Origin of the sequence: Streptomyces sp. NPDC005794 (genome assembly GCF_042871445.1) — a bacterium.
In the GTDB taxonomy this organism is placed as follows: domain Bacteria; phylum Actinomycetota; class Actinomycetes; order Streptomycetales; family Streptomycetaceae; genus Streptomyces.
The window spans coordinates 377,817-399,276 of the sequence record NZ_JBIAIN010000002.1; the positions used below are offsets into that span (position 1 = coordinate 377,817).

Annotated in this window: 21 protein-coding genes and 1 pseudogene; 12 read left to right on the forward strand and 10 right to left on the reverse strand. The window is 70.9% G+C overall.

Features of this window, described 5'->3' with window-relative positions:
• Window positions 1-49 precede the first annotated feature (49 nt).
• From ACFYQ5_RS04115 to ACFYQ5_RS04140, 6 genes are read left to right on the forward strand one after another with little or no spacing between them, the layout of a single operon-like run.
• Window positions 50-790, forward strand: a complete 741-nt coding sequence (locus ACFYQ5_RS04115; RefSeq protein ID WP_389192780.1) for a DUF1684 domain-containing protein — start codon at window positions 50-52, stop codon at window positions 788-790.
• Window positions 791-829: 39 nt separating this feature from the next.
• Window positions 830-2,347, forward strand: a complete 1,518-nt coding sequence (locus ACFYQ5_RS04120) for an ABC transporter substrate-binding protein (RefSeq protein ID WP_389192782.1) — start codon at window positions 830-832, stop codon at window positions 2,345-2,347.
• Window positions 2,347-3,312, forward strand: a complete 966-nt coding sequence (locus ACFYQ5_RS04125) for an ABC transporter permease (protein ID WP_389192785.1) — start codon at window positions 2,347-2,349, stop codon at window positions 3,310-3,312. The genes ACFYQ5_RS04120 and ACFYQ5_RS04125 overlap by 1 nt, the downstream gene beginning before the upstream one ends.
• Window positions 3,309-4,163 (forward strand): ABC transporter permease, encoded by an 855-nt coding sequence (locus ACFYQ5_RS04130; RefSeq protein ID WP_389192788.1) that lies wholly within the window; start codon window positions 3,309-3,311, stop codon window positions 4,161-4,163. The genes ACFYQ5_RS04125 and ACFYQ5_RS04130 overlap by 4 nt, the downstream gene beginning before the upstream one ends.
• The gene (locus ACFYQ5_RS04135; protein ID WP_389192791.1) at window positions 4,160-4,960 is read left to right on the forward strand and encodes an ATP-binding cassette domain-containing protein; all 801 of its coding nucleotides are present in this window, start codon (window positions 4,160-4,162) and stop codon (window positions 4,958-4,960) included. Before ACFYQ5_RS04130 ends, ACFYQ5_RS04135 begins: the two co-directional genes overlap by 4 nt.
• Window positions 4,957-5,721, forward strand: coding sequence for an ABC transporter ATP-binding protein (locus ACFYQ5_RS04140; protein WP_389192794.1), 765 nt, complete (start codon window positions 4,957-4,959; stop codon window positions 5,719-5,721). The genes ACFYQ5_RS04135 and ACFYQ5_RS04140 overlap by 4 nt, the downstream gene beginning before the upstream one ends.
• 45 nt (window positions 5,722-5,766) lie before the next feature.
• Here the strand turns inward: ACFYQ5_RS04140 and ACFYQ5_RS04145 are convergent, their stop codons facing one another.
• The 7 genes from ACFYQ5_RS04145 to ACFYQ5_RS04175 all read right to left on the reverse strand — a co-directional run bounded on the left by ACFYQ5_RS04145 (window position 5,767) and on the right by ACFYQ5_RS04175 (window position 13,167).
• The gene (locus tag ACFYQ5_RS04145; protein WP_389192797.1) at window positions 5,767-6,765 is read right to left on the reverse strand and encodes an ester cyclase; all 999 of its coding nucleotides are present in this window, start codon (window positions 6,763-6,765) and stop codon (window positions 5,767-5,769) included.
• 108 nt (window positions 6,766-6,873) lie between these two features.
• Window positions 6,874-8,220, reverse strand: coding sequence for an MFS transporter (locus tag ACFYQ5_RS04150; RefSeq protein WP_389192799.1), 1,347 nt, complete (start codon window positions 8,218-8,220; stop codon window positions 6,874-6,876).
• Between the two features lie 103 nt (window positions 8,221-8,323).
• Window positions 8,324-9,109, reverse strand: a complete 786-nt coding sequence (locus ACFYQ5_RS04155) for an HpcH/HpaI aldolase/citrate lyase family protein (RefSeq protein ID WP_389192802.1) — start codon at window positions 9,107-9,109, stop codon at window positions 8,324-8,326.
• Window positions 9,106-9,879: an SDR family NAD(P)-dependent oxidoreductase gene (locus ACFYQ5_RS04160; RefSeq protein ID WP_389192805.1), complete on the reverse strand. Its 774-nt coding sequence runs from the start codon at window positions 9,877-9,879 to the stop codon at window positions 9,106-9,108. Before ACFYQ5_RS04160 ends, ACFYQ5_RS04155 begins: the two co-directional genes overlap by 4 nt.
• Window positions 9,876-11,186 (reverse strand): histidinol dehydrogenase, encoded by a 1,311-nt coding sequence (hisD, locus tag ACFYQ5_RS04165; RefSeq protein WP_389192808.1) that lies wholly within the window; start codon window positions 11,184-11,186, stop codon window positions 9,876-9,878. Before hisD (ACFYQ5_RS04165) ends, ACFYQ5_RS04160 begins: the two co-directional genes overlap by 4 nt.
• Window positions 11,187-11,197: 11 nt before the next feature.
• Window positions 11,198-12,031 carry an alpha/beta fold hydrolase gene (locus tag ACFYQ5_RS04170; protein WP_389192811.1) on the reverse strand — a complete coding sequence of 278 codons (834 nt, stop codon included), beginning with the start codon at window positions 12,029-12,031 and terminating at the stop codon, window positions 11,198-11,200.
• On the reverse strand, window positions 12,028-13,167 hold the full coding sequence (locus ACFYQ5_RS04175; RefSeq protein WP_389192814.1) for a hypothetical protein: 1,140 nt from the start codon (window positions 13,165-13,167) through the stop codon (window positions 12,028-12,030). Before ACFYQ5_RS04175 ends, ACFYQ5_RS04170 begins: the two co-directional genes overlap by 4 nt.
• Window positions 13,168-13,480: 313 nt before the next feature.
• On the opposite strand from ACFYQ5_RS04175, the gene ACFYQ5_RS04180 reads away from it, so the two are divergent.
• The gene (locus ACFYQ5_RS04180) at window positions 13,481-14,479 is read left to right on the forward strand and encodes a LacI family DNA-binding transcriptional regulator (RefSeq protein WP_389192816.1); all 999 of its coding nucleotides are present in this window, start codon (window positions 13,481-13,483) and stop codon (window positions 14,477-14,479) included.
• A gap of 117 nt (window positions 14,480-14,596) precedes the next feature.
• Here ACFYQ5_RS04180 and hisD (ACFYQ5_RS04185) read toward each other — a convergent pair whose 3' ends face one another.
• Together hisD (ACFYQ5_RS04185) and ACFYQ5_RS04190 are read right to left on the reverse strand one after the other, a co-directional pair.
• Window positions 14,597-15,958, reverse strand: coding sequence for a histidinol dehydrogenase (hisD, locus tag ACFYQ5_RS04185; protein WP_389192819.1), 1,362 nt, complete (start codon window positions 15,956-15,958; stop codon window positions 14,597-14,599).
• 57 nt (window positions 15,959-16,015) lie between these two features.
• On the reverse strand, window positions 16,016-16,444 hold the full coding sequence (locus ACFYQ5_RS04190) for a hypothetical protein (RefSeq protein ID WP_389192822.1): 429 nt from the start codon (window positions 16,442-16,444) through the stop codon (window positions 16,016-16,018).
• Here ACFYQ5_RS04190 and ACFYQ5_RS04195 point away from each other — a divergent pair.
• Window positions 16,398-16,789 (forward strand): annotated as a pseudogene (locus ACFYQ5_RS04195) (siderophore-interacting protein); the annotation flags it as partial. The gene ACFYQ5_RS04190 and the pseudogene ACFYQ5_RS04195 sit on opposite strands and share 47 nt — an antisense overlap.
• 35 nt (window positions 16,790-16,824) lie before the next feature.
• On the opposite strand, the gene ACFYQ5_RS04200 reads toward ACFYQ5_RS04195, so the two are convergent.
• Window positions 16,825-17,763, reverse strand: a complete 939-nt coding sequence (locus ACFYQ5_RS04200; RefSeq protein WP_389192825.1) for a LysR family transcriptional regulator — start codon at window positions 17,761-17,763, stop codon at window positions 16,825-16,827.
• 452 nt (window positions 17,764-18,215) lie between these two features.
• Between ACFYQ5_RS04200 and ACFYQ5_RS04205 the strand changes: the two genes are divergently transcribed.
• The 4 genes from ACFYQ5_RS04205 to ACFYQ5_RS04220 all read left to right on the forward strand — a co-directional run bounded on the left by ACFYQ5_RS04205 (window position 18,216) and on the right by ACFYQ5_RS04220 (window position 21,432).
• A complete protein-coding gene (locus tag ACFYQ5_RS04205; RefSeq protein ID WP_389192827.1) occupies window positions 18,216-18,455 on the forward strand; it encodes a phosphopantetheine-binding protein in 240 nt (79 codons plus the stop codon).
• Window positions 18,452-19,303 carry a siderophore-interacting protein gene (locus ACFYQ5_RS04210; protein ID WP_389192830.1) on the forward strand — a complete coding sequence of 284 codons (852 nt, stop codon included), beginning with the start codon at window positions 18,452-18,454 and terminating at the stop codon, window positions 19,301-19,303. The genes ACFYQ5_RS04205 and ACFYQ5_RS04210 overlap by 4 nt, the downstream gene beginning before the upstream one ends.
• 105 nt (window positions 19,304-19,408) lie before the next feature.
• Window positions 19,409-20,410 carry an ABC transporter substrate-binding protein gene (locus ACFYQ5_RS04215; protein WP_389192833.1) on the forward strand — a complete coding sequence of 334 codons (1,002 nt, stop codon included), beginning with the start codon at window positions 19,409-19,411 and terminating at the stop codon, window positions 20,408-20,410.
• Window positions 20,407-21,432: a FecCD family ABC transporter permease gene (locus ACFYQ5_RS04220; protein ID WP_389192835.1), complete on the forward strand. Its 1,026-nt coding sequence runs from the start codon at window positions 20,407-20,409 to the stop codon at window positions 21,430-21,432. The genes ACFYQ5_RS04215 and ACFYQ5_RS04220 overlap by 4 nt, the downstream gene beginning before the upstream one ends.
• The last annotated feature ends 28 nt before the right edge of the window (window positions 21,433-21,460 follow it).

Sequence of the window (21,460 nt, forward strand, 5' to 3'; positions counted from 1 at the left end):
ATTCACGTCCTGCTGCCCAGGGGCTGTGAGGGCTGCTCCGCCTAGACGAATGAGTATCGCCGTGTCCCAGTCCGCCCCCGCCCGCGCATCCGCCGATCCGGCAGAGGAGTGGGAAGCCTGGCGCGCCGAGCGCCGTCGCTCGCTCACGTCCCCCACGGGCAACCTCGCCCTGGTCGAGACCCGCTGGGCCCCGGCAGGCGAGGTCCCGGACGTGGCGGACGCCCGAGCGGACCGGCCGGAGACCGTGACCGTCACCACGCTCCAGCGCACCGACCGGGTCACCGGCGAGCCCGAGCACGGCCTGCGCTTCTGGGACGCCGACGCGCCCGCCCTCCGTCACTTCGACCAGGTCGACGCCTTCCCCTACGACCCCGCCTGGGTCCTGGAAGCCTCCTACACACCCGTCGCCGGCGCCCGGAGCATCGCCTTCGAGCACATCCGGGACAACGGCGGCAGCCGCGAGCTGGCCGTCCCCGGCGACATCACGCTCACCGTCGACGGCCGCGCGTACACGCTCAGCGCCTTCGACGACGACGGCACCCTGCTGCTCGTCTTCGGCGACCCGACCAACGGTGACCTCACCTACGGGGCCGGCCGCTTCCTGTTCGTACGGCGCACGGACGACGAGAGCCGGGTCGTCCTCGACTTCAACCGGGCGTTCGTACCGCCCTGCGGATTCTCCGACCAGTACAACTGTCCGATGCCGCCGCGGCAGAACCGCTTCCACCTGCCCGTCGAGGCCGGCGAGAAGCTCCCCGTCTTCCGCGACGGCTTCGACACCCAGCACTGATCACCCCGCAGCTTCCGGCACCGAAAGAGCCCTCACGCCATGAGCACCAAGAAGAACGTCCTGTACGGCACCGCCTCCGCCGCGGCCCTCGTCCTGACCCTGACCGCCTGCGGCGGCTCCGGCGGCTCCAACGCCTCGGGTGGCACCTGGGACAAGGACGCGGTCGTCAACATCGGCTCCCTCTACGAGCCGCAGAACCTCGACAACACCGCCGGCGGCGGCCAGGGCGTCACCGAGGCGCTCAACGGCAACGTCTACGAAGGTCTGTTCAGGCTCACCGACGACGGCAAGGTCGACAAGCTCCTCGCCCAGGACTACGAGACCAGTGCCGACGGCCTCACCTACACCTTCACCCTGCGCGACGGCGTGAAGTTCCACAGCGGCAGGGAACTCACCAGTCAGGACGTCAAGTACAGCCTGGAGAAGGTGACGGCGGGCGACTCGCAGTCGGCCCGCAAGAGCAACCTCGAGGTCATCAAGGACATCGCCACCCCCGACACGCGGACCGTGAAGATCACGCTGTCCAAGAAGTCGATCTCCTTCGTCTACAACCTCTCCTACGTCTGGATCATCAACTCCCAGGCGCAGAACCTGAAGACGAGCGAGGACGGCACCGGTCCGTACGCCCTGAACAAGTGGACCCGTGGTTCCGCGCTGAGCCTGAACCGCTTCGCCGGCTACTGGGGTGACGCCGCCGCCAACAAGCAGGTCGTCTTCCACTACTACAAGGACGCCACCGCGCTGAACAACGCGCTGCTGACCAACGCCGTCGACGTGGTCACCAGCGAGCAGTCGCCCGACGCCCTGGAGCAGTTCAAGAGCAACGGCAACTACAAGGTGAACGACGGCGACTCCACCACCAAGCTGCTCCTGGCGTTCAACGACAAGGCGAAGCCCTTCACCGACGTCAAGGTGCGCCAGGCCGTCTCCGCCGCCATCGACGACGAGAAGCTGCTGGAGTCCGTCTGGGGCGGCTACGGCAAGCCGATCGGCTCGATGGTGCCGCCCACCGACCCCTGGTACGAGGACCTCACCGACGTCGACGCCCACGACGTGACGAAGGCCAAGAAGCTGCTCGCCGAGGCCGGCTACGCCAAGGGCTTCAGCTTCACCCTCGACACCCCCAACTACGACCCGCACCCGACGGCCGCGACCTTCATCAAGTCCCAGCTCGCCGAGGTCGGCATCACCGTCAAGATCAACACGATCACGCCGGACGAGTGGTACACGAAGGTCTACAAGAACCACGACTTCACGGCCACGCTCCAGGAGCACGTCAACGACCGTGACCTGGTCTGGTACGGCAACCCCGACTTCTACTGGGGTTACGACAACCCGCAGGTCACGAAGTGGGTGGAGCAGGCCGAGGAAGCATCGAGCGCCGCCGAGCAGACCGAACTGCTGAAGAAGGTCAACCGGAAGACCGCCGAGGACGCCGCCAGCGACTGGCTGTACCTCTACCCGCAGATCGTCGTCGCGAACAACAAGCTCTCCGGCTACCCGCTCAACGGCCTGAACTCGCAGTTCTTCGCCTACGACATCGAGAAGAAGGGCTGATGGCGCGCTATCTGCTGCGCCGGCTCGCCTTCCTCGCGGTGTCGCTGGCCCTGGCCAGTGTGGTGCTGTTCGTGCTGCTGCGCATGCTGCCCGGTGACCCGGCCAACGCGCTCACCGCGGTCGGCGCCAGTCCCGAGCAGATAGCCGCGGCCCGCCACTCCATCGGCTCCGACCGGCCGCTGCCCGAACAGTTCGTCCACTGGCTCGGGCAGCTGGCGAGCGGTGACCTCGGCACCTCGTTCGTCAGCTCGCTGCCCGTGGGCCCCGAGGTCACCGCGCGGCTGGACGTCACCGTGCCGCTCACGCTGGCGGCGTTCGTCCTGGCGGTTCTGGTCGCCGTACCCGCCGGGTTCGTGGCCGCGCACAAGCGGCACACCTGGTACGGCGCGCTGCTCAGCGGCGTGTCCCAACTCGGCATCGCGATACCCGTGTTCTGGCTCGGGATGATCCTCATCGCGGTGTTCGCGCTGAACGCGGGCTGGCTGCCCTCCGGCGGCTTCCCGCAGGACGGCTGGGATGACCCGGCCGAGGCGTTCCGCGCCCTCGTCCTGCCGGTCGTGACCATCGCCCTGGTGATGAGCGCGTCCCTGATCCGCTACGTCCGCTCCGCCACCCTCGACGTCCTGGGCAGCGACTACCTGCGTACGGCGCGTGCCCTCGGGTCGTCCTTCGGCCGCGCCATGTGGCGGCACGGTCTGCGCAACGCCGCCGTGCCGGTGATCTCCATCCTCGGCATCGAACTCGCCTCGACGCTGCTCGGCGCCGTCGTCGTGGAGTCGGTGTACGCCCTGCCCGGCCTCGGCTCGCTGCTCGCCACCGGCATCGCGCAGCACGACTACCCGGTCATCCAGGGCGTGCTGTTCGTCTCCACCCTCGCGGTGCTGGTGATCGGCTTCGTCGCCGACCTGGTCCAGCGGATCATCGACCCTCGGCTGCGCGGCCGACTCTCGGGAGGTGCCCGATGACCGGGACGGACCTGCTCGCCCCCACGAAGCGCCGTTCCCGGCGCTCCGCCACCCTCGTCGTCGGCTGCGTACTCGCCGGTCTGATCGCTCTGCTCGCCGTGGTGTCGTTCCTCTGGCTGCCCTACGACGCCGGGGACACCTCCGGCGGGCGGCTCGCCGGACCCGGAGGCGGGCATCTGCTCGGCACCGACAAGCTCGGGCGCGACCTGTTCACCCAGGTGATGACCGGCTCCCGCATCGCCGTCGAGGCGGGGCTCGGGTCGGTGTTCATCGCCGCCGTCATCGGGGTCACCCTGGGCGTGCTCGCGGCGTTCGCGCAGGGCTGGCTCGACGACACGCTCTCGGCGTTCCTCGACATCCTCATCGCCTTCCCGACGCTGCTGCTGGCGATGCTCATCGTCGCCGCACGCTCGGCGACGCTCGGCTCGGCGGTCCTGGCGATCGGCCTGGCGCAGAGCGCCGTCGTGGCGCGGCTGGTACGCATCCTGGTCAAGCGGGTGCTGGCACAGGACTACATCACCGCCGCCCGCACCTCCGGCACCTCCTGGCCGCGTACGGTCCTCTCCCACGTCCTGCCCAACATCTGGCCCACGCTGGTGGTCAACCTCGCCCTGCAGTTCGGGCTCGCGGTGCTCGCCGAGGCCGGGCTGTCCTACCTGGGGCTCGGCGCACCGCCGCCCAACGCCTCCTGGGGCCGCATGCTCCAGGAAGCGCAGGCCACCTTCACCACCGCGCCGGCCGGCGCGCTCGCACCCGGCATCCTTCTCGTCCTGCTCGTCATCGGCGTGAACCTCATCGCCGACGGCCTGCGTGACACCCTCGACCCGGCCACCCGGCGGAGGCGCACGTGACTCTCCTCGACGTACGCGGACTGACCGTCCGCGCCCCCGACGGACGGACCCTGGTCGACGACCTGTCCTTCACGGTGGCCGGTGGTGAACGGCTCGGCCTCATCGGGGAGTCCGGCTCCGGCAAGTCCCTGACGACGCTCGCGGTGCTCGGACTGCTGCCCGACGGCATGACCGCGACCGGCAGTGTGGAACTGGCCGGGACGCAGACGGTCGGCACTGCCGAGAAGCGGCTCACCGCCGTCCGCGGGCGGGACGCGGCCGTCGTCTTCCAGGAGCCGCTGACCGCACTGGACCCGCTGATGCGGCTGGGCCGCCAGATCGCGGAGCCGCTCGCCCGCCGCACCGGCCTCAAGGGAAAACCCCTGCGTGAGGCCGTGCGCGACGCCCTCGAACAGGTACGGCTGCCCGAGCCCGACCGCATCGCGCGCGCCTTCGCGCACGAGATCTCCGGCGGTCAGCGCCAGCGCGTCGCCCTCGCGATGGCGCTGGCCTGCGAGCCGAAACTGCTCATCGCCGACGAGCCCACCACGGCCCTGGACGTGTCCGTGCAGGCGGAGATGCTGGAACTGATCGACGGCCTGGTCCAGGAACGGGAGATGGCCGTGCTGTTCGTCAGCCACGACCTCGCCGTCGTGTCCCGCGTCACCGACCGGGTGCTGGTCATGAAGGACGGCCGGGCCGTCGAGCACGGCGCGGTCCACGACATCGTGCGCACGCCACGCGAGGAGTACACCAGGGCCTTGGTCACCAGCGCCCGGAAGCTGGAGTCCGCCCTGGACCTGAGGAGCCCGCGATGACACCCGTGCTGGAGCTGAAGGACGCCTCGGTGCGCTACCGGGGCACCGCGGCCGACGTGGTGCGGGACGTGTCCCTCGCCGTCGAGGCCGGTGAGAGCCTCGCGCTGGTCGGCGAGTCCGGCGCGGGCAAGACGACGTTGCTGCGCCTGCTGCTGGGCCTGGCTCGCCCCACCGCCGGCTCCGTCCTCTTCGACGGAGCCGACCTGAACCCGCGCGACCGCGAGCAGATGCGCCACTTCCGGCGCAGCGTGCAGTGCGTCTTCCAGGACCCCTACTCCTCGCTCGACCCCAGCCGGCGGGTCGGCGCGATCGTCGCGGAACCGCTGCGCTCCCTCGGCCTCGCCACCCGCTCCACGGCCGCACCCAAGGTGGTCGAGGCGCTGGAACGCGTCGGCCTCCAGGCGGACGCCGTCGACCGCTACCCGCACGAGTTCTCCGGCGGCCAGCGCCAGCGCATCGCCATCGCCCGCGCCACGGTCTGCGACCCGCGCGTCCTGCTGGCCGACGAGCCGGTCAGCGCGCTGGACGTCACCACCCGGGTGAAGGTCGTCGATCTGCTGGCCGAACTGAAGGAGGAGCGAGGCCTGACGCTGGTGATGGTCTCCCACGACCTGTCGGTCGTGGCCTCCCTGTGCGAGCGCACCGCCGTGCTTGAGCGCGGCCTGGTCGTCGAGCAGGGAGCCACCTCTCAGGTGCTCGGCGCACCGGAGCACCGGTACACCCGCCGGCTGATCGAGAGCGTGCCCAGGCTGCCCGGCTGACCCGGGCCGCCGCACCCGCAACGAGTGGGGCGGCCAGGCAGGCGGTCAGTAGATGTTGGCCTCCACCGCCGGGCCGTCTCCCCGGGTGCTGTTGATCTGGGCCCGCAGCGAGATCTCGTCGTAGACGCGGACCTCCTTGACGATCCGGCCCTCCTGGATCAGGAACTGGGACACCCCGAGGACGGTCACCGGCTTGTCGGTCAGCTGACCGAACACCGGCGTGCCCCGGTAGGTGCCGTGCATGGTCCAGGTGACGGCCACCCGCAGACCGGCGTACCGCGGCGCGAAGTTGGTCTGCACGTCCCGCACCGCGAACCTGGCGTCGGGGAAGGCCCCGACCATGGCCAGCAGATCGCTCTGGTAGCGCTCGGGGCGGATGACGGTCCGGTCGCCGACCGTGTGCAGGAAGAGGTCGCGCACCATGAAGTCGTTGACCCGGTTCAGCCGTCGCTGCGACCACACGTCCTCGATGAACTCCAGCACCATCTCACACTCGGGCCGGAACTCGTCGGGACGCGGTCCGCTGACCCCGGCCACCAGCACGTCCTTCGGCGGCTCCTCCGTCATCGATCCGGTGTACCCCTGGAACCGCAGGGCCCGGGCCGCCTCGTCCGGGTCCTCGCCGCGCTGCAGACAGTCCGCCAGCTCGTCTCGGACCACCCACTCCTCGACCATCCGGCCGCGGCGGTAGAGGCAGTTGGCGACGGTGCGCTTACGGACACGGATGTTCCGGCCGTCCACCAGATGTTCGTCGGCGGAGAAGACGAGGTGCGAGCTGAGGAAGGCGTCGTCGCCGCGCGCTTCCCACACCACGTCCTCGGCCTGGCCGATGTGACCGGGCGCGCTGCCCATGCGCATCGTGCTGCCTTCGATCACCCCGTCGCGGCCCACCACGGTGCCCAGACTCGTGTGAACGATCGAGTCCGGCTCGTAGTTCTCGACGATGTGGGCGATGTCGCGGTCCACCCAGATGCGGTCGGTGACCTCACGGATGAAGTCGTCCGGGTCCTTGTAGGGGAGGTAGGCGACGGGGTCCAGCGGCATGAGTCTCACCTTTCTCGAGGTGCTGTGTATGCGTATGTACGGGAGAGTAATCGCGGTCCGCTGTGCCCGGCGGTGGGCGAGGGGCCGGCGCTGCGGTCCGGGTGCGGTTCACTTGGCGAACTTGTCCGCGCCCAGGTGACTCCGGTACGTCTCCGTCATGAAGGCGCTCACGACGACGAGCGCCATGACGGCGGCCGCGGCGAGATAGACCCACACGGCGTAGATCGTGTCGAAGCTGCTGACGAGCAGGGTCGCGACGAACGGTGTGATCCCCATGAAGATGGAGAACGAGCTGTTGTACGCGATGGCGCTCGCGCTGAACCGGGTCCGTGTGGCGAAGAGTTCCGCCGTGCAGACCGTGACGATGCCGGTCAGGAAGAACTCGGGGACGATGTAGATCAGCTGGCTGGCGACGGCCGTGCCGAAGGTTCCGCCCTCACCGACCCGGAAGGCCAGCGGAACCAGGACGATGCAGGCGACGGCGCCGGCGACCAGCATGGGTTTGCGGCCGATCCGGTCCGAGAGGATACCCGCCAGGGGGAGCAGCGGGATGAGCACGGCGACCGAGATGGCGTTGGACGTCAGCGCCATCCAGCGGGGCAGGCCAAGTGTGCCGGTCAGGTACTCGGGATAGAACGTGACCCAGCTGTAGGACAGGATCGCGAGCATGACGGAGACGCCGCAGAGCACCAGGATCGGCCGCCACTGCGTGCGCAGCGCTTCCCGGATCGGTGACGTGACGATCTCCTTGCCGCCGTCCGTGGCCCGGACGAACTCGGGTGATTCGTCGATGTGCCTCCGCAGCCAGATCCCGACCGCGCTGAGCGGCAGTGCGAGCAGGAAGGGGATGCGCCAGCCCCACGAGTCCAGTGCGGGCCCCTCGAACACCCAGCTGGTGAGCGCGGCGGTACCGGCTCCGGCGAGGATTCCGACGAAACAGCTGTTGGAGGCGTACGAGGCGTAATAACCACGCCGGTCGGGCTCCGCCCACTCCACGATGAAGGCCACGGCCCCGACGTACTCCCCGCCCGAGACCATGCCCTGGACGACGCGGAGCAACAGGAGGAGCAGGGGCGCGAGGATCCCTATCTGGTGGTAGGTCGGCAGGGCGCCGATCAGGGCGGTGGTGACGCCCATGAACATGATGGTCCACAGCAGCGTCTTCTTGCGGCCCACCCGGTCGCCCCAGCGGCCGACGAGCGTCCCGCCCAGGGGGCGGAACAGACACGCGATGGCGATGATCGCGTACGTGCTCAGCACCGCCACCGTCGGATCGCTCTCCGGGAAGAAGGCGGGGGCCAGGACCGGCGCCAGGTACCCGTAGAGACCGTAGTCGAACTGTTCGACGAAGTTTCCGATGCTTCCCGCGCCGATGGCTCGGCGTATCGCCTTCCGCTTCTCCGTGTCGCCCCCCGGGGCGCCGGCGGTGGCGGTGGGCGGCGCTACAGCGGACACAGCTTCTCCGATCGTGCACGGTCCTGGTTGTGCATACGTATGAATCCATGCCGAACACTAAGGAGCCCGGCGGAGGTCGTCAAGAGGTGTCGCGGCCGCGGCGTCACGAGGGCCTGCCTGGCCCGTCCGAGGGCCCGGGCACCGCGAGGGACCGGAAGGTGTCCATCAGGACGTGGGCCATGTTGTAGAGCACCAGTTGTGCCCCCGCCCGTTCGGCCGCCCTGGCGTCCTCGACGCCCGGGACGATCGTCATGACCGCCCTGCCCGCTTCACGGGTGGCCCGATGGGCCGAGGCGACCAGACCGTCGATCACGTCCTGCCCGGGGAAGGAGCAGTCCGCCGCGAGGTCGGCCGGACCCACCAGGACCGCGTCCACGCCCCGCGTGCCGGCGATGTCCCCGGCGGCGGCACAGGCCCGCTCCGTCTCGACCATCGCCACCACCAGGGTGTCCTGCGAGGCGGCCAGGTGATCGGCCGCCGATACCGTACCGAAGCGGCCCGCCCTGCTGTACGTCGCGAATCCCCGCGTCCCCAGCGGCGGATAGTGGGACGAGGCCACCGCCCGTCGCGCGTCCTGCGCGGAGTCGACATGCGGATGGATGAGCCCCGCGGCGCCCAGGTCCAGGCATCGCAGGGCGAGAGCCGGTTCGGCCGTACCCACGCGGACGAGGACGTCGATGCCCTGCGCCGCCGCGGCCGTCAGATGGTGCTGGAGCAGGGCCATGTCGGCAGGGCCGTGCTCGCAGTCGATGACCACGTAGTCGAGGCCGGCCACCCCCGCCATCTCCACCAGGGTCTCCGCGGGCAGCCGCAGCAGGGCGCCGTACAGCCGTTCACCCGCCGCGAGCCGCGCCTTGAGGGAGCGGTGCCCCGCACACGCCGCCGTCACCGCGCCACCATCCCCGCGGAGAGGTCGATGTCCGCACCGCACAGGCCGGGCATCCGCAGCATCGCGCTCACCGCGGCGCCCACCTCCTCCTCGCTGACCATCCGCCCGAGGGCCGACCGCGACACGAACGCCTCCTCGGCCTCGGCGTAGCTTCTGCCGGTGCGCTCCGCCTCCAGGCGGAAGTTCCGCTCCATCCGGGGACCCGAGACGGGCCCCGGGGACAGGGAGTTCACCGTGATCCCCAGCGGGCCCACCTCGCCTGCCAGGGTGGCGGTCAGGCCGATGACCGCCATCTTCGACGCGCAGTAGGGCGTGCGCCGAAGCAGGGGCCGCTTCCCCGAGACCGAGGCGATGTTCACGACGTCCCCGGTGCCCCGCGCCGTCATGGCGGGAAGGAAGGCCCGGCACATCAGGAACACCCCGCGCACGTTCACGTCGAAGACCTCGTCCCAGTCCCGAGCCGAGATCTCGGTCAGCGGCGCCACCGGTCCCGCGATCCCCGCGTTGTTGACGAGCACCGAGATCTCCTCGTCCGCGAGGCTCTCCGCGAGCCTCGCGACGTCGTCCGGCCGGGACACGTCGCAGACCCGGTGGACGACGTCCGGGCCCAGGCGCGAGGCCGTCTCCTCGAGGGTGTGTTCGCTGCGGCCGGTGATCACCACGCGGGCTCCGTCGGACACCAGGGAGCGTGCGATGGCCGCGCCGAGTCCGCCGCCGCCTCCGCTGACCAGCGCGGTGCGCCCGGTCATCCGCTGCGTGCCGCCGCTCATGAGCCCGCCTCGTCGTTCCACGGCAGCGTGCCGTTGCCGTACTTGGCAGCCCGCACGTCACCGGAGCGGGCATGTCCCTCGAACAGTTCGACGCGCGCCGCCCGCCCGCACACCTTGCCGAGCAGCGCCGACGAGGAGGTGTCCGTGACCTCCTGGTAGGTCACCGTCTTCAGGTACTTCCCCACCCACAGGCCGCCGGTGTACCGCGCGGCACCCCGGGTGGGCAGGACGTGGTTGGTGCCGATGACCTTGTCCCCGTACGAGACACAGGTGCCTTCCCCGAGGAAGAGGGCGCCGTAGTCGGTCATCCGGTCCAGCGCCTGGCGCGGGTTCTCGGTCAGGACCTCCACGTGTTCACTGGCGTAGGAGTCCGCCACCCGGAAGGCCTCGTCCAGGGAGTCGGCCACGACGATCTCGCCGTGGTCGCGCCACGCCGGAGCGGCGAAGTCCTTCGTCGGCATGCCGGGCAGCAGCCGTTCGATGTGGCGCTCGACCTCCCGGCCCAGATCCTCGGACGTGGTGACGAGTACGGCGGGGGAGTCCGGGCCGTGCTCGGCCTGAGAGAGGAGATCGACGGCCACCACGAACGGGTCGGCGTGCTCGTCGGCGATCACCAGGATCTCCGTGGGGCCCGCGAACAGGTCGATGCCGACCTCGCCGAACAGCTGGCGCTTGGCCTCCGCCACATACGCGTTGCCGGGGCCCGCGATCAGCGGTACCCGGCCGACCGTCTCGGTGCCGACGGCGAGCGCCGCCACGGCCTGGACCCCGCCCAGGAGATAGATCTCGTCAGCACCCGCCAGGTGCATCGCCGCGACGGTCGCGGAGGGGATCTCGCCCCGGATCGGCGGGGTGCAGGCGGCGACCCTCGGCACCCCGGCCACCTTCGCGGTCACGATCGTCATGTGCGCCGACGCCGTCAACGGGTAACGCCCACCGGGTACATAGGCACCGGCTCCCGCCACTGGGACGTGCCGGTGCCCGAGGCGGACACCGGGCAGGGTCTCGATCTCGACATCGTGCATCGAGTCGCGCTGCGCCTGGGCGAAGGTGCGCACCTGCCGCTGGACGAAGCGGATGTCCTCCAGGACCGTCTCCGGCACGCCGGCGATGATCTCCTCGATCTTCTCCGGGCTCAGACGGAACGACTCCGGGCTCCAGTTGTCGAACTTCTCGGAGTACTGGCGGACCGCTTCGTCACCCCGTTCGCGGATGTCGTCGAGGATGGTGCGGACGCGCTCGGCGACGTCCGCGCGGGCGGCGCGTACCTGACCGGCGGGCACGGGGGACTTGAGGAAACGAGGCATGGCGGCCTTCTTCAGGGGTGAGTGTGGGGTGCGGGGACATGAGGGCAGGTGACGAGGGGTGAGTGAGCGCCTGGCCGGGCGGCTCGGACGGCCGGGGTCGCGGGGTGTGGGCATGCCGGTGGTGCCTTCCGCACCTGGGCCAGCAGGTCCCGCAGCGCGGTGGAGACGGCGGTGGGGTTCTGCCACGGCAGCAGGTGGCCGGCCCCGGGCACCTCGCGCAGCTCCGCGCCCGGCACGGCCCGCGCGATGACCCGGTGGAACTCCGGCGGGCACAGCGCGTCCCGCTCCCCGGACAGGACCACGGTCGGGCACCGCGCGGTGCGCAGCGCGCCGGACGCGTCCTGGCGGGTGGCCTGTGCGGCGAGCTGGGCGCGGGCGGCCTCGGGGCCCACGGCGTACGCCATGCGCCGGTAGCGTTCCGCCGATCCGCCCGGCGGCCGAGATACGGGGAACATGCCCGGCAGCGTCTGTTCGACGACGTCCGGGAACCGGCCGTCGTCGATCAGCTCGTCCATCGCGCGCCAGGCGGCGTACTGCTCGGGCCGGGGCGCGCCCGCGTTCGTCGACATGACGCACAGACCGTGGAACCGCTCCGGTGCCCGGCGCAGCGCCTCGAAGGCGACGATGGCACCGAGGCTCAGGCCGACAGCAACGAACGGGCCGGTCACCGAGGCCAGCAGATCCTCGGCCATGGCCCCGACGTCCTGCTCCGTCAGCGCGACGTGGCGGACCGGGTGGCCCTCGGGGAACACCACCTCGGACCAGAGGTCCGCGTCGCACAGCATCCCGGGGGCCATCACCAGGGGCAGCGGGCCGGCCGGTCCGCCGCCGGGTTCGGTGGTCACCAGCGACGGGCGGAGCGGGGCAGCAGAGCGTACGGCGCGACGTAGCCGTTGTGGTCGATGCCGAGCCCCGCGTCGGCGGCGCTCTTGGCGACCTCCTCGTCCCAGTCCAGACGGACCCGGCCGTCACCCGAGTTGACGACCATCAGGTCGCCCTGTCCGTCACCGACGTTGCGCAGGGTGCGCCAGGCGTCCTGCGGGACGGAGAGCATGTCGCGCGGCCCCAGGCGCACCGACACGGGATCGGTGCGGTTGAGCGTGACCTCCCACAGGCCGTCCTTGACGATCAGCGTTTGCGTCTCGTGCTGCCGGTGCGAGGAGACCCCCTGCCCCGGATCGGCCCGCAGCCAGGCGACGTTGTGCCCGTGCGGGTTGAAGATCCTGGGCTCCTGGTGCAGGTCCTCGGTCATGCCGAACCCGATGACGCAGCTCAGCCGAGCTCCGCCGCCCGGCAGCGTGCTGTCGAGGAACGGCCGTTCCGACCACACCAGCTCGTCCGATGCCGCGACGCGCCGCTTCATCTGCTCGGCGCTGTAGTGCCGCAGCCGGTCGATGTGCTCCTGTGCCATCGGCTCGGTCAGCTCGGTCCCGGCCGGTACGCCGTCACCGGCGACCGTGTCGATCAGTTCGTTGTCGGCGGTGAGGTACAGGCCGTGGCCCTCCGCCTCGCGCAGCACCGAAGGGCCCCAGATGATGCCGCCGGTGTGGTCCATGCCGAGCACGGTGAACATCCAGCCGTCGTCGGGGCCGGTGTTGGTGAAGCCGCGGAAGATCCAGGTGGGGACGGAGGCGATGTCCCCGGCCCTGAGCAGGAGCTCGCCCTCCGAGCCGTCGGCGCCCCAGCGCAGCAGGTACTCGCCCTCGGTGCAGACGAACACCTCGGCGGTGTAGTGGAGGTGCAGGTTGTTGGTGATGCCGTGGGGCATGGCGGCCGCACCGATGTTGTAGCCGTGCGGCAGCCGGAGGTTGACGTGCTGGCCGGCGGCCTGCGAGACGCCGGGCCCGATCATGGCGTAGTTCTCCTTCCGGTCGGAGCCCGGCGTCCGGCAGTCGATGAAGGCCTGGTTGCAGGAGACGAAATCACTGCGGCGGATCGTGCGGCGACCCAGCTCGGCGGTGGACACGACGGCATCGGGCATGACTGCTCCCTTGGCTCGGGATACGCCTGGAATACGTATGCATTTCCATGACAGGGCTTCCGTCGGGCAATGTCAAGGGGGCGTACGAGGTGGGCTTCGGGTGTGAGGTGCGCGGGGCCCCGGGTGCGGCGCACGGGAGTATCGCGCAGAGATCCGAACGGAGTTCGGCGGCGCAGGCGGCCGATGCGTGCCGACTCAGGGGGTGTGAGGCCTGCTCGGTCCCGTGCGGTGTCAAGGGTGTAGGGGCGCCCGGGTGCGCATTTACATACGTATACTGCTGGGGACGGCGCACCGGGCTACGGGAAGAGGGCCGATGGCGATCACGAGCCATGACGTGGCGAGGCTGGCAGGCGTCTCGCAGCCCACGGTCTCCCGCGCCCTGCGGGACGACCCACGGGTCTCGGCGGCGACCCGCGAGAAGGTCAGGCGGGCCGCGCAGGCGCTGAACTACGTGCCCAGCGAGGCGGGCCGGACCCTGTCGACCCGGTCCACCCGGCGCATCGGCGTGATCGTGACCGACCTGACGAACCCCTTCTACCCGCACGTCATCGCGCCCCTGCACGACGAGCTCCAGCGCCTCGGCTACCGCATGATGCTCCTCACCGAGCGCTCCGACGAGGCGGTGGCCGAGGAGAACCTCCTGGACCAGTCGCTGGACGGCGTGGTCCTCGCGACCGCCACCACCGACTCCCGCCTGCCGGCCCAGCTCGACCGCCGTGGCATGCCCTACGTCTTCCTCAACCGCGACACCGGCGGCCGGGGCGACTACGCCTCCGTCGTCGACAACGAGGGCGGGGGACGCCTGGTGGCCGACGTGCTCGTCGGGCTGGGCCACCGACGGATCGCGGGCGTCTTCGGCGCGGCCAACACGACGACCGGCCGCGAACGCGAGCTCGGCTTCAGGCTGGCGCTGGCCGACGCGGGCATCGGCCTCCCCGAGGACCGGGTGGCCCGAGGCGCCTTCGAGTTCGACACCGGGTACCGGGCGCTGCCGTTCCTCCTCGACGCGGCCGAAGTGCCCACGGCGGTCTTCTGCGGCAACGACGTGGTCGCCATCGGCGTCCTGAACGCGGCCCTCGCCGCCGGGCTCCGCGTTCCCGACGACCTGACCGTGATCGGCTTCGACGACCTCCCCATGGCGGCCTGGGAGGTGTTCCGGCTGACCACGGTCCGCCACGATCTGCGGGAACTCTCGCGGCAGGCCGCGCGCCTGCTGGTACGGCGGATCGACGGGGAAGCCGATCCGGCCGGCGAACGCCTCGTCCTGCCGACCGAGTTCGTGCCCCGCGCCACCCACACCCGCCTCTCCTGACCGGTCGCCGGGCCCGTCGCCGCTCGGTGCATGGGGTGACCCTCGCGGCGGACACGGGCGGCGGTCGTTCAGGGTGTCCCGGGCGCGGCTTCCGGCGCAGGCCGGAGGCGGAGGGGGTCAGAGCTGCTCGCGCAGCGCCTCGGGGACGGCGTCGAACGCGCCGGACGTACGGCCGATCCGGTCGATGCGGATCGTCGCGGTCGCACCGTGAGCGGCCAGCCCCTCGAAGGCCGAGATCCGCTCGACAGCCGGCGCCAGCGAGGCCGTGCCCTCCTCGGCCGCCCTCTGGTACGTCAGGGGCTTCAGGAAGCGGGACACGGACAGGCCCGCGTTGTAGCGAGCGGTCTTGCCGGTCGGCAGTACGTGGTTCGTGCCGGCGATGCCCTTGTCGGAGTAGGCGACGGTGGACCAGGGGCCCAGGAAGAGCGAACCGTAGTTGGTGAGGTTCCGCTGGTAGTAGTCGTCGTCCTCGGTCTGGATCTCCAGGTGCTCGGGTCCGAGGATGTCCGACACGGCCACGGCCTGGTCGCGGTCGCGTACGACGATGACGGATCCGAAGTCGCGCCAGGCGGGCCCGGCGATGTCCCGGGTGGCGAGCGTCTCGAGCTGACGGTCGATCTCGGCGGCGACCGCGCGGCCTGTCCTCTCCGAGGTGGTGATGAGGGCGGCAGGAGAGTTGGGGCCGTGCTCGGCCTGGCCGAGCAGATCCGCGGCGACCCAGACCGGGTCGGCGGAGTCGTCGGCGATGACGGCCACCTCGGACGGCCCGGCGAGCAGGTCGATGCCGACCTGGCCGAAGAGCTGTCGCTTGGCCTCGGTGACGAAGGCGTTGCCGGCGCCGACCAGCATGTCGACCGGGGCCTCACCCAGCAGGCCGAACGCCATCGCGCCGAGGGCCTGTACGCCGCCGACGGCGAAGACCCGGTCGGCCCGGGACAGGTAGGCGCCGTAGAGCACGGCCGGGTGGGCGCCGTGCTCGCCGGACGGAGGCGTGCACGCCACCACGGTGGGGACGCCGGCCGTCTTGGCCACGCCCACGGTCATGAACGCGCTGGCCAGCAGCGGGAAGCGGCCCGCAGGGAGGTAGGCGCCGACCCGGGAGACCGGGACGTAGCGCTGCCCGCCCGTCACCCCGGGGGCCAGTTCGATCTCGAAGTCGGTCAGGTGCTCGCGCTGCGCGGTGGCGAAGCGGTGCGTGCGTTCGTACCCCATCTCCAGGGCCGTACGGACGTCTGCGGGCAGGGAGTCCCCCGACTTCTTCAGCTCGGCGGCCCCGATCTCCAGCTCACCGGACCAGCCGTCGAGCTCCTGGCCGTAGGTGCGGACAGCGTCCAGGCCCTTGCTCTCGATCTCCTTGAGCATCTGGGACACACGCTCGACCACCTTGGGGTCGCGCTGGGCGGGAGGGCCGTCGACCGCCGGCTTCTTCAGCCACTGGAAGGGGGCGAGGGTCTTCTGTTCGTCGCGCGTGATCTGCATACCCCGGACGCTAGACGCGACGCTGCCACAGGGCTAGTGGGGCAGTTCCTTCGTCTCCTACAGGGTTCCCCTGTGGGTTCTCGCTCCGTTACCGGTGGTCTTCCCCGGAGCGGCTGACCGCCCGCCCGGATGGCTCAGGAGCAGCCTGCGGGCGTAGGTGATCCGTCTCTGCTCGCTGTGTGTGATCCGCTCCGGCAACAACTCCGGCGCGCGGGGTCCCTGTTCCATCATCACGTGGAGCAACTGCGGGTCCTCGAGGTGGTTCTCGATCGCGCTGCGCACGTAGAAGCGCATGATGCCTTCGATGGACTCCGGCAACAGTTCGTCCTGGTCCAGCGGGGCCGCGGCCATCCCGGCGTCGAGATGACGGGTCAGCAGCTCGACCCGAACTGGTACAGCGACCCGATGGACACCCGGGCCCGCTCCGTGATCCGGTTGGTGGTCCCCGCGCGCCCGTCCCGGCGACCCGGCGGGCATCTTCGACATGTGCCTGACCTACCTCCCGCCGGCCGGTGCGGAAGGACACAGTTGCTTGTCGCGGACGAGAGCGCCACGCCCGCGGTCCTCGCCATCCTCGAGGACGTGCCGGCCTCCCTGGTCGCGGAGGTCTTCCTGGAGGTTCCCGAAATTCCGTCGCTCCCCCGGCCGGCTCGCACACTCGACGCGGTCAAGGGAGCGGCTCTGCCGCACGGCCGCACCTACACCTGGGCGGCCGGGGAGTCCGGCCTGGTCACCGGGGTGCGACGGCATCTCGTACGCGAACGGGGCGTGCCGAGGTCGGACATCGCGTTCTACGGCTACTGGCGGCACGGCCGCTCCAGTCCCGGCTGACGGACCGAAGGGCCGGGGAGCCCCGTCCGGCCGGGTCAGGTCATCGGTCCGTGGCCCAGCTCGCGGAGGGTGTCCTCGGCGAGGCGGGCGAGTTCCCGGGTGGCGCGGGAGAGGGGATGGCCGTAGCGCCTGACCAGCGCGATGGTGTCGTACAGAGGCTCGGCGAAGGGGGCGGTGCGCAGTCCTGCGGGGAAGGAGGGGCTGGTGATCACGGCCCGGCTGGCGATCGTGTCGCCGACGCCGGCCGCCGCCAACTTCAGCGCCGCCTCGACGCGTTCGAGCTCGATCAGGGGGTCGATGCGGATTCCGGCGAGCTGGGCGCGCTCGGCGATCTGCCGTCGGGTCGGGTCCTTCCACCCGTAATGGGCGTCGTACAGCACGAGAGGTGCCCGGGCGAAGGCCTCGATGGTGACCGGGGCGTTTGTGCGTTCAGCGCTCGCGCTGACGTAGTGCACCTCGTCGCGCATGAGCGGAGTCACCGCGAGCCCCTCGTCGTCGATCGGCAGGACGACCAGGCCCGCTTCGATCTGCCCCGTCGCGACGGCCAGCGCGGTCTCGGCGGAGTTCTGGCCGACGAGCCGCACACGGACAGCCGGGTACCGGGCGTGGAACATCTGTACCAGGTTGGAGAGAAGGTAGTAGTCGGCGTTGCGCAGCACCCCGAACGTGGCGGTGCCGCCGCCCAGCGATCCGAGCGAGTGGACGGCCCGGGCCCCGCTGTCCGCCGCCTCCACCGCCTCCTGGGCGTACGGAAGCAACTCCTGCCCGGCGGAGGTCAGGGTCAGCGTGCGGCTGCCGCGGAGGAACAGTTCGGCGTCCAGTTCCGCCTCCAGACGGCGGACCAGTTCCGAGGCGGAGGCCTGGGCGATGTCCATGGCCTGCGCGGCGGCGGTGAACGACCCGAGCCGTTCGGCCTCGACGAAAGCCCTCAGCTGGACGAGGGTCATGCTGCCCGGTGAAGTGGTTCTGCGCATGCCTGCACCTTAAGAACCGGCGGGGCCGTCAGCGGGACAGGGCCCCTGTGCCCCAACGGCTGGTGTCCGGGGAGGGAGGACGAGACCGGGAACGCGGCGGGGCCGGGAGGCCGCCGTGCCGGGGCGGTGATGTGCCGGCGCGTCAGGCCGGGAGGGGCCGTGTCCCGGAAGGGGGCGTCCAGCGGTGATCCATGTGTGGATACCCGGCATCAACAGGCGTTAGGTTAGGTTAGCCTCTCCTAGGTTTGAGTGGGAGAGGGGGAGTTCACGTTGCCCTGTGACGTGCGGGACGTCGATGCGGTCGCCGGGTCCGGCGCACTCAGCTCCTGGCCTCTCCCTCGAACCTCGCGCCCGGGTGTCTCCGTACACCGCCAGGTGTTGTGGCGTCGTGACTGTCGCCACCGCCGCCGATCGCCGACCGCGCTGCCTGCGTCCGCCCTCAGGAGTTTTCGATGAACCAGACCTTGTCGCCCGAACGTGTCCGCGCCGACGTCGCGGAACTGGTGGGCTGTGACCCTGCCGAGATCGAGCCCGAGGAGAACCTGACCGACCTCGGCCTGGACTCGGTGCGGATCATGGTGCTGGTCGAGCGCTGGCGTGCCGCAGGGGCGGACGCGCTGGAGTACGCCGACCTGGCCGAGCAGCCCGAACTGGCCCACTGGACCGAGCTGCTGACGGGTGGGGCCGTATGAGCCGGGCCGATCACCGGGGCCGGCACCTGGACCGGATCGCGGAGGTCCGGGCGGGCCTCCGGGCCGAGAAGGTGGGCTACCCGATCGGCATCCGGGAGACCGAGGTCGTACGTACCGCCATGGTCGGGGCCGGCCTGCTGCGGGTGACCCTGGGCGGGAACGGCGCCGAGGGTTTCGAGGCCCACGCGCCGGACGAACACGTGAAACTGCTGTTCCCGGACCCGGACGGCTCGCTGCGGCTGCCCGAGCGGAACGGGACGATGCTGCGCTGGCCGCGCCCCGCGCTCCGCTCGCGGCAGTACACGGTGCGCCGTTACGACCCGGTCGCCGGTGAGATCGACATCGACATCGCCCTGCACGACGGCGGCCTCGCGTCGGACTGGGCGCGCGAGGCCCGGCCGGGCGCTGTCATGCACCTCGCGGGTCCGCCCGGCGGGCTGATCGTCCCGCACTCCTACGACCGCTACCTGCTCGCCGGTGACCTGACCGCCCTGCCCGCGATCGCCCGTTGGCTGGAGGAGCTGCCCAGGAGTGCCAAGGGCTGGGCGTTCGTCGAAGTCTCCGACGCCACGCAGGAGATCGAACTGTCCGCGCCCGAGGGTGTCGAGGTGCGCTGGCTGCACAGCGCCGGCCTCCCGGCGGGAGCCGGCGACGCCCTGGTGCGGGCCGTGACCGAGGTGACGGTGCCCGAGGGGGACCGGGTGTACGTGTGGGTCGCGGGCGAGGCGGGACAGATCAAGCCGCTGCGCCGCTGGGCCCGCGACGAGCTGCGGCTGGAGAAGGCCGACCACGACATCACCGGCTACTGGAAGCGCGGCGTCTCCGACTTCGACGAGGACGGCCACTGACCGACCGGCGCTCGGGCGGGGGACGGGCCCGATGCCGATGCCGGGCTGTCCTGGCGCGAGCTCATCAACTAAGGTTAGCCTTACCTAAATCTCAGGGAGCATCGCATGTCCATACGCAGAACGTCCGGCCTCGTCGGCGCCGTCTCGCTGACTCTGGTTCTGGCCGGGTGCGGATCCTCGTCGGAGGGTGGTGCGTCGGACACCTCGGAGAAGGGCAGGACCCGGGTGTTCGCCGCTGACAACGGCAAGATCACCATCCCCGCCGATCCGAAGCGTGTGGTGGCCACCGGCTACGCCGTGCCCGCCCTGATCGAGGCCGACGCCCCCCTGGTCGGTATCTCGTCGTGGAAGCGCGGCGAGCCGATGATGAGCGAGGAGGACCTGGCCGAGTACAAGAAGCTCCCCAAAGTGGCGGGTGAGCAGGCGGCCGAGACCAACTACGAGGCCATCGCCGAAGCCGAGCCCGATCTGATCGTCATCGGTGTGCCCGCCCCCGTGCTCGGCGACATCGACGTCAAGCGGCTGGAGTCCATCGCCCCCGTCGTGGCGATCGGCCCGACCGTGCCGTCGGCGTGGCGGGACCTGTCCCGCAAGCAGGCCGACGCCGCCGGCTCCCTCGATAAGTTCGACGCCGGACAGAAGGCGTACGAGGCCAGGGCCGCCGAGTTGAAGACGAAGTACGAGGACGTGCTGCCCCAGCTCGCGCTGGGACACGTCGGTGCGTACGGCGAGGTCGCCAAGGGCACCTTCCAGCGGGAGTTCGGCGGTTCGTGGGGCACCAACATCGCCGAGGACCTCGGCGCGAAGTACTACGGCAAGGTCAAGGAGGCCGGCGCCGGCTCGCGTTCGGTCAGTGAGTACCCGTCCGTCGAGGAACTTCCGGCCGCTTTCGGCGAGGCCGACGTGCTGACGTACTCGGTCGACGCCGACGGCGGTGTCCCCGAGTCGGTGCAGTACGTCCTCGACTCGAAGCTGTGGAAGAACCTGCCCGCCGTCAAGGCGGGTAAGGCCTTCCCGTTCCGCTACACCGAGGCCGCGACCTACGGGCAGGCCATGAACACCCTGGACGCGATCGACACGTCGCTCGCTCCACTGCTGAAGCGATGACCGCCGCGGGTCGCGCGTCCGGGCAGGCAGGGGCCGAGCGCGCCGCCGTACCGCAGATCGGCCTGCTCGTCGGCGGACTGGTGCTGCTGGCGGTGGTCGCCGTGCTCAGCATGGGCGTCGGCGCCCGCCCGGTCCCGCCGGGTGAGGTCGTACGCGCGTTGCTGGACCACCAGGGCACCGACGACCACGTGATCGTGCGTGACGTACGAGGCCCCCGGGCGCTGCTGGCCGTCGCGGTGGGCGCCGCCCTCGCGGTGTCCGGCGCGCTGATCCAGACGCTGGCCCGCAATCCGCTGGCGGAGCCCGGCATCCTCGGGGTCACCGCGGGTGCCGGGTTCGCCGTCACCGTCGGCTCGGCGCTCGGACTGGCGGTGGGGCAGGCCGGCCAGCTCGGCTTCGCGATCCTCGGCTCCGTGCTCACGGCCCTGCTGGTGGCCGCCGTCGGACGCCGCTCCCCGCTGCGCCTCGTGCTCACCGGCGTAGCCCTGACCGCGGTGCTGAGCGGTGTCGCGCTGGGCCTGCGGCTGATGCTCCCTGACGTCTTCGACGCCTACCGCTTCTGGTCCGTCGGGTCGCTGGCGGCCCGCGAACAGGCGCCGCTGGCCCTGCCGCTGGCCGCGATCGGGGTCTCCCTGTTCGGGGCGCTGCTGCTGAGCAGGGGGCTCAACGCCCTCGCACTGGGCGAGAACGTGGCGCACACCCTGGGTGCGGGGGTGGGCCGGGTGCGGGTGGTCGCGCTGGTGCTGATCACCGTGCTCTGCGGGGCGGCGACGGCGGTGGCCGGACCGATCCTGTTCGTCGGCCTGATCGTGCCGCACCTGGTCCGCAAGCAGGCGTCGGGTTCGGTGCCCTGGCTGATCCTGTACACGATGGTGCTGGGTCCCGTCCTGCTGCTGGTCGCCGACATCGGGTCGCGGGTGCTGCTGCCCACCGGCGAGGTGCCGGTGGGCATCGTGACCGCGTTCCTCGGCGGTCCCATGCTGATCTGGGCCGTCCGCCGCTACGGGGCGGGATCACTGTGAACACATCGAAACCGAAGGTCGAACGCCG

Bases quoted from the DNA above. Each gene is read 5' to 3' on its own strand.
- ACFYQ5_RS04115 (WP_389192780.1), top strand. From the start codon at position 50: ATGAGTATCGCCGTGTCCCAGTCCGCCCCCGCCCGCGCATCCGCCGAT.
- ACFYQ5_RS04200 (WP_389192825.1), bottom strand. From the start codon at position 17,763: ATGCGCAGAACCACTTCACCGGGCAGCATGACCCTCGTCCAGCTGAGG.
- ACFYQ5_RS04175 (WP_389192814.1), bottom strand. From the start codon at position 13,167: ATGCCCGATGCCGTCGTGTCCACCGCCGAGCTGGGTCGCCGCACGATC.
- ACFYQ5_RS04120 (WP_389192782.1), top strand. From the start codon at position 830: ATGAGCACCAAGAAGAACGTCCTGTACGGCACCGCCTCCGCCGCGGCC.
- ACFYQ5_RS04125 (WP_389192785.1), top strand. From the start codon at position 2,347: ATGGCGCGCTATCTGCTGCGCCGGCTCGCCTTCCTCGCGGTGTCGCTG.
- hisD (WP_389192819.1), bottom strand. From the start codon at position 15,958: ATGCAGATCACGCGCGACGAACAGAAGACCCTCGCCCCCTTCCAGTGG.
- ACFYQ5_RS04180 (WP_389192816.1), top strand. From the start codon at position 13,481: ATGGCGATCACGAGCCATGACGTGGCGAGGCTGGCAGGCGTCTCGCAG.
- ACFYQ5_RS04210 (WP_389192830.1), top strand. From the start codon at position 18,452: ATGAGCCGGGCCGATCACCGGGGCCGGCACCTGGACCGGATCGCGGAG.
- ACFYQ5_RS04140 (WP_389192794.1), top strand. From the start codon at position 4,957: ATGACACCCGTGCTGGAGCTGAAGGACGCCTCGGTGCGCTACCGGGGC.
- ACFYQ5_RS04215 (WP_389192833.1), top strand. From the start codon at position 19,409: ATGTCCATACGCAGAACGTCCGGCCTCGTCGGCGCCGTCTCGCTGACT.
- ACFYQ5_RS04145 (WP_389192797.1), bottom strand. From the start codon at position 6,765: ATGCCGCTGGACCCCGTCGCCTACCTCCCCTACAAGGACCCGGACGAC.
- ACFYQ5_RS04220 (WP_389192835.1), top strand. From the start codon at position 20,407: ATGACCGCCGCGGGTCGCGCGTCCGGGCAGGCAGGGGCCGAGCGCGCC.
- hisD (WP_389192808.1), bottom strand. From the start codon at position 11,186: ATGCCTCGTTTCCTCAAGTCCCCCGTGCCCGCCGGTCAGGTACGCGCC.
- ACFYQ5_RS04190 (WP_389192822.1), bottom strand. From the start codon at position 16,444: ATGTCGAAGATGCCCGCCGGGTCGCCGGGACGGGCGCGCGGGGACCAC.
- ACFYQ5_RS04205 (WP_389192827.1), top strand. From the start codon at position 18,216: ATGAACCAGACCTTGTCGCCCGAACGTGTCCGCGCCGACGTCGCGGAA.
- ACFYQ5_RS04160 (WP_389192805.1), bottom strand. From the start codon at position 9,879: ATGAGCGGCGGCACGCAGCGGATGACCGGGCGCACCGCGCTGGTCAGC.
- ACFYQ5_RS04130 (WP_389192788.1), top strand. From the start codon at position 3,309: ATGACCGGGACGGACCTGCTCGCCCCCACGAAGCGCCGTTCCCGGCGC.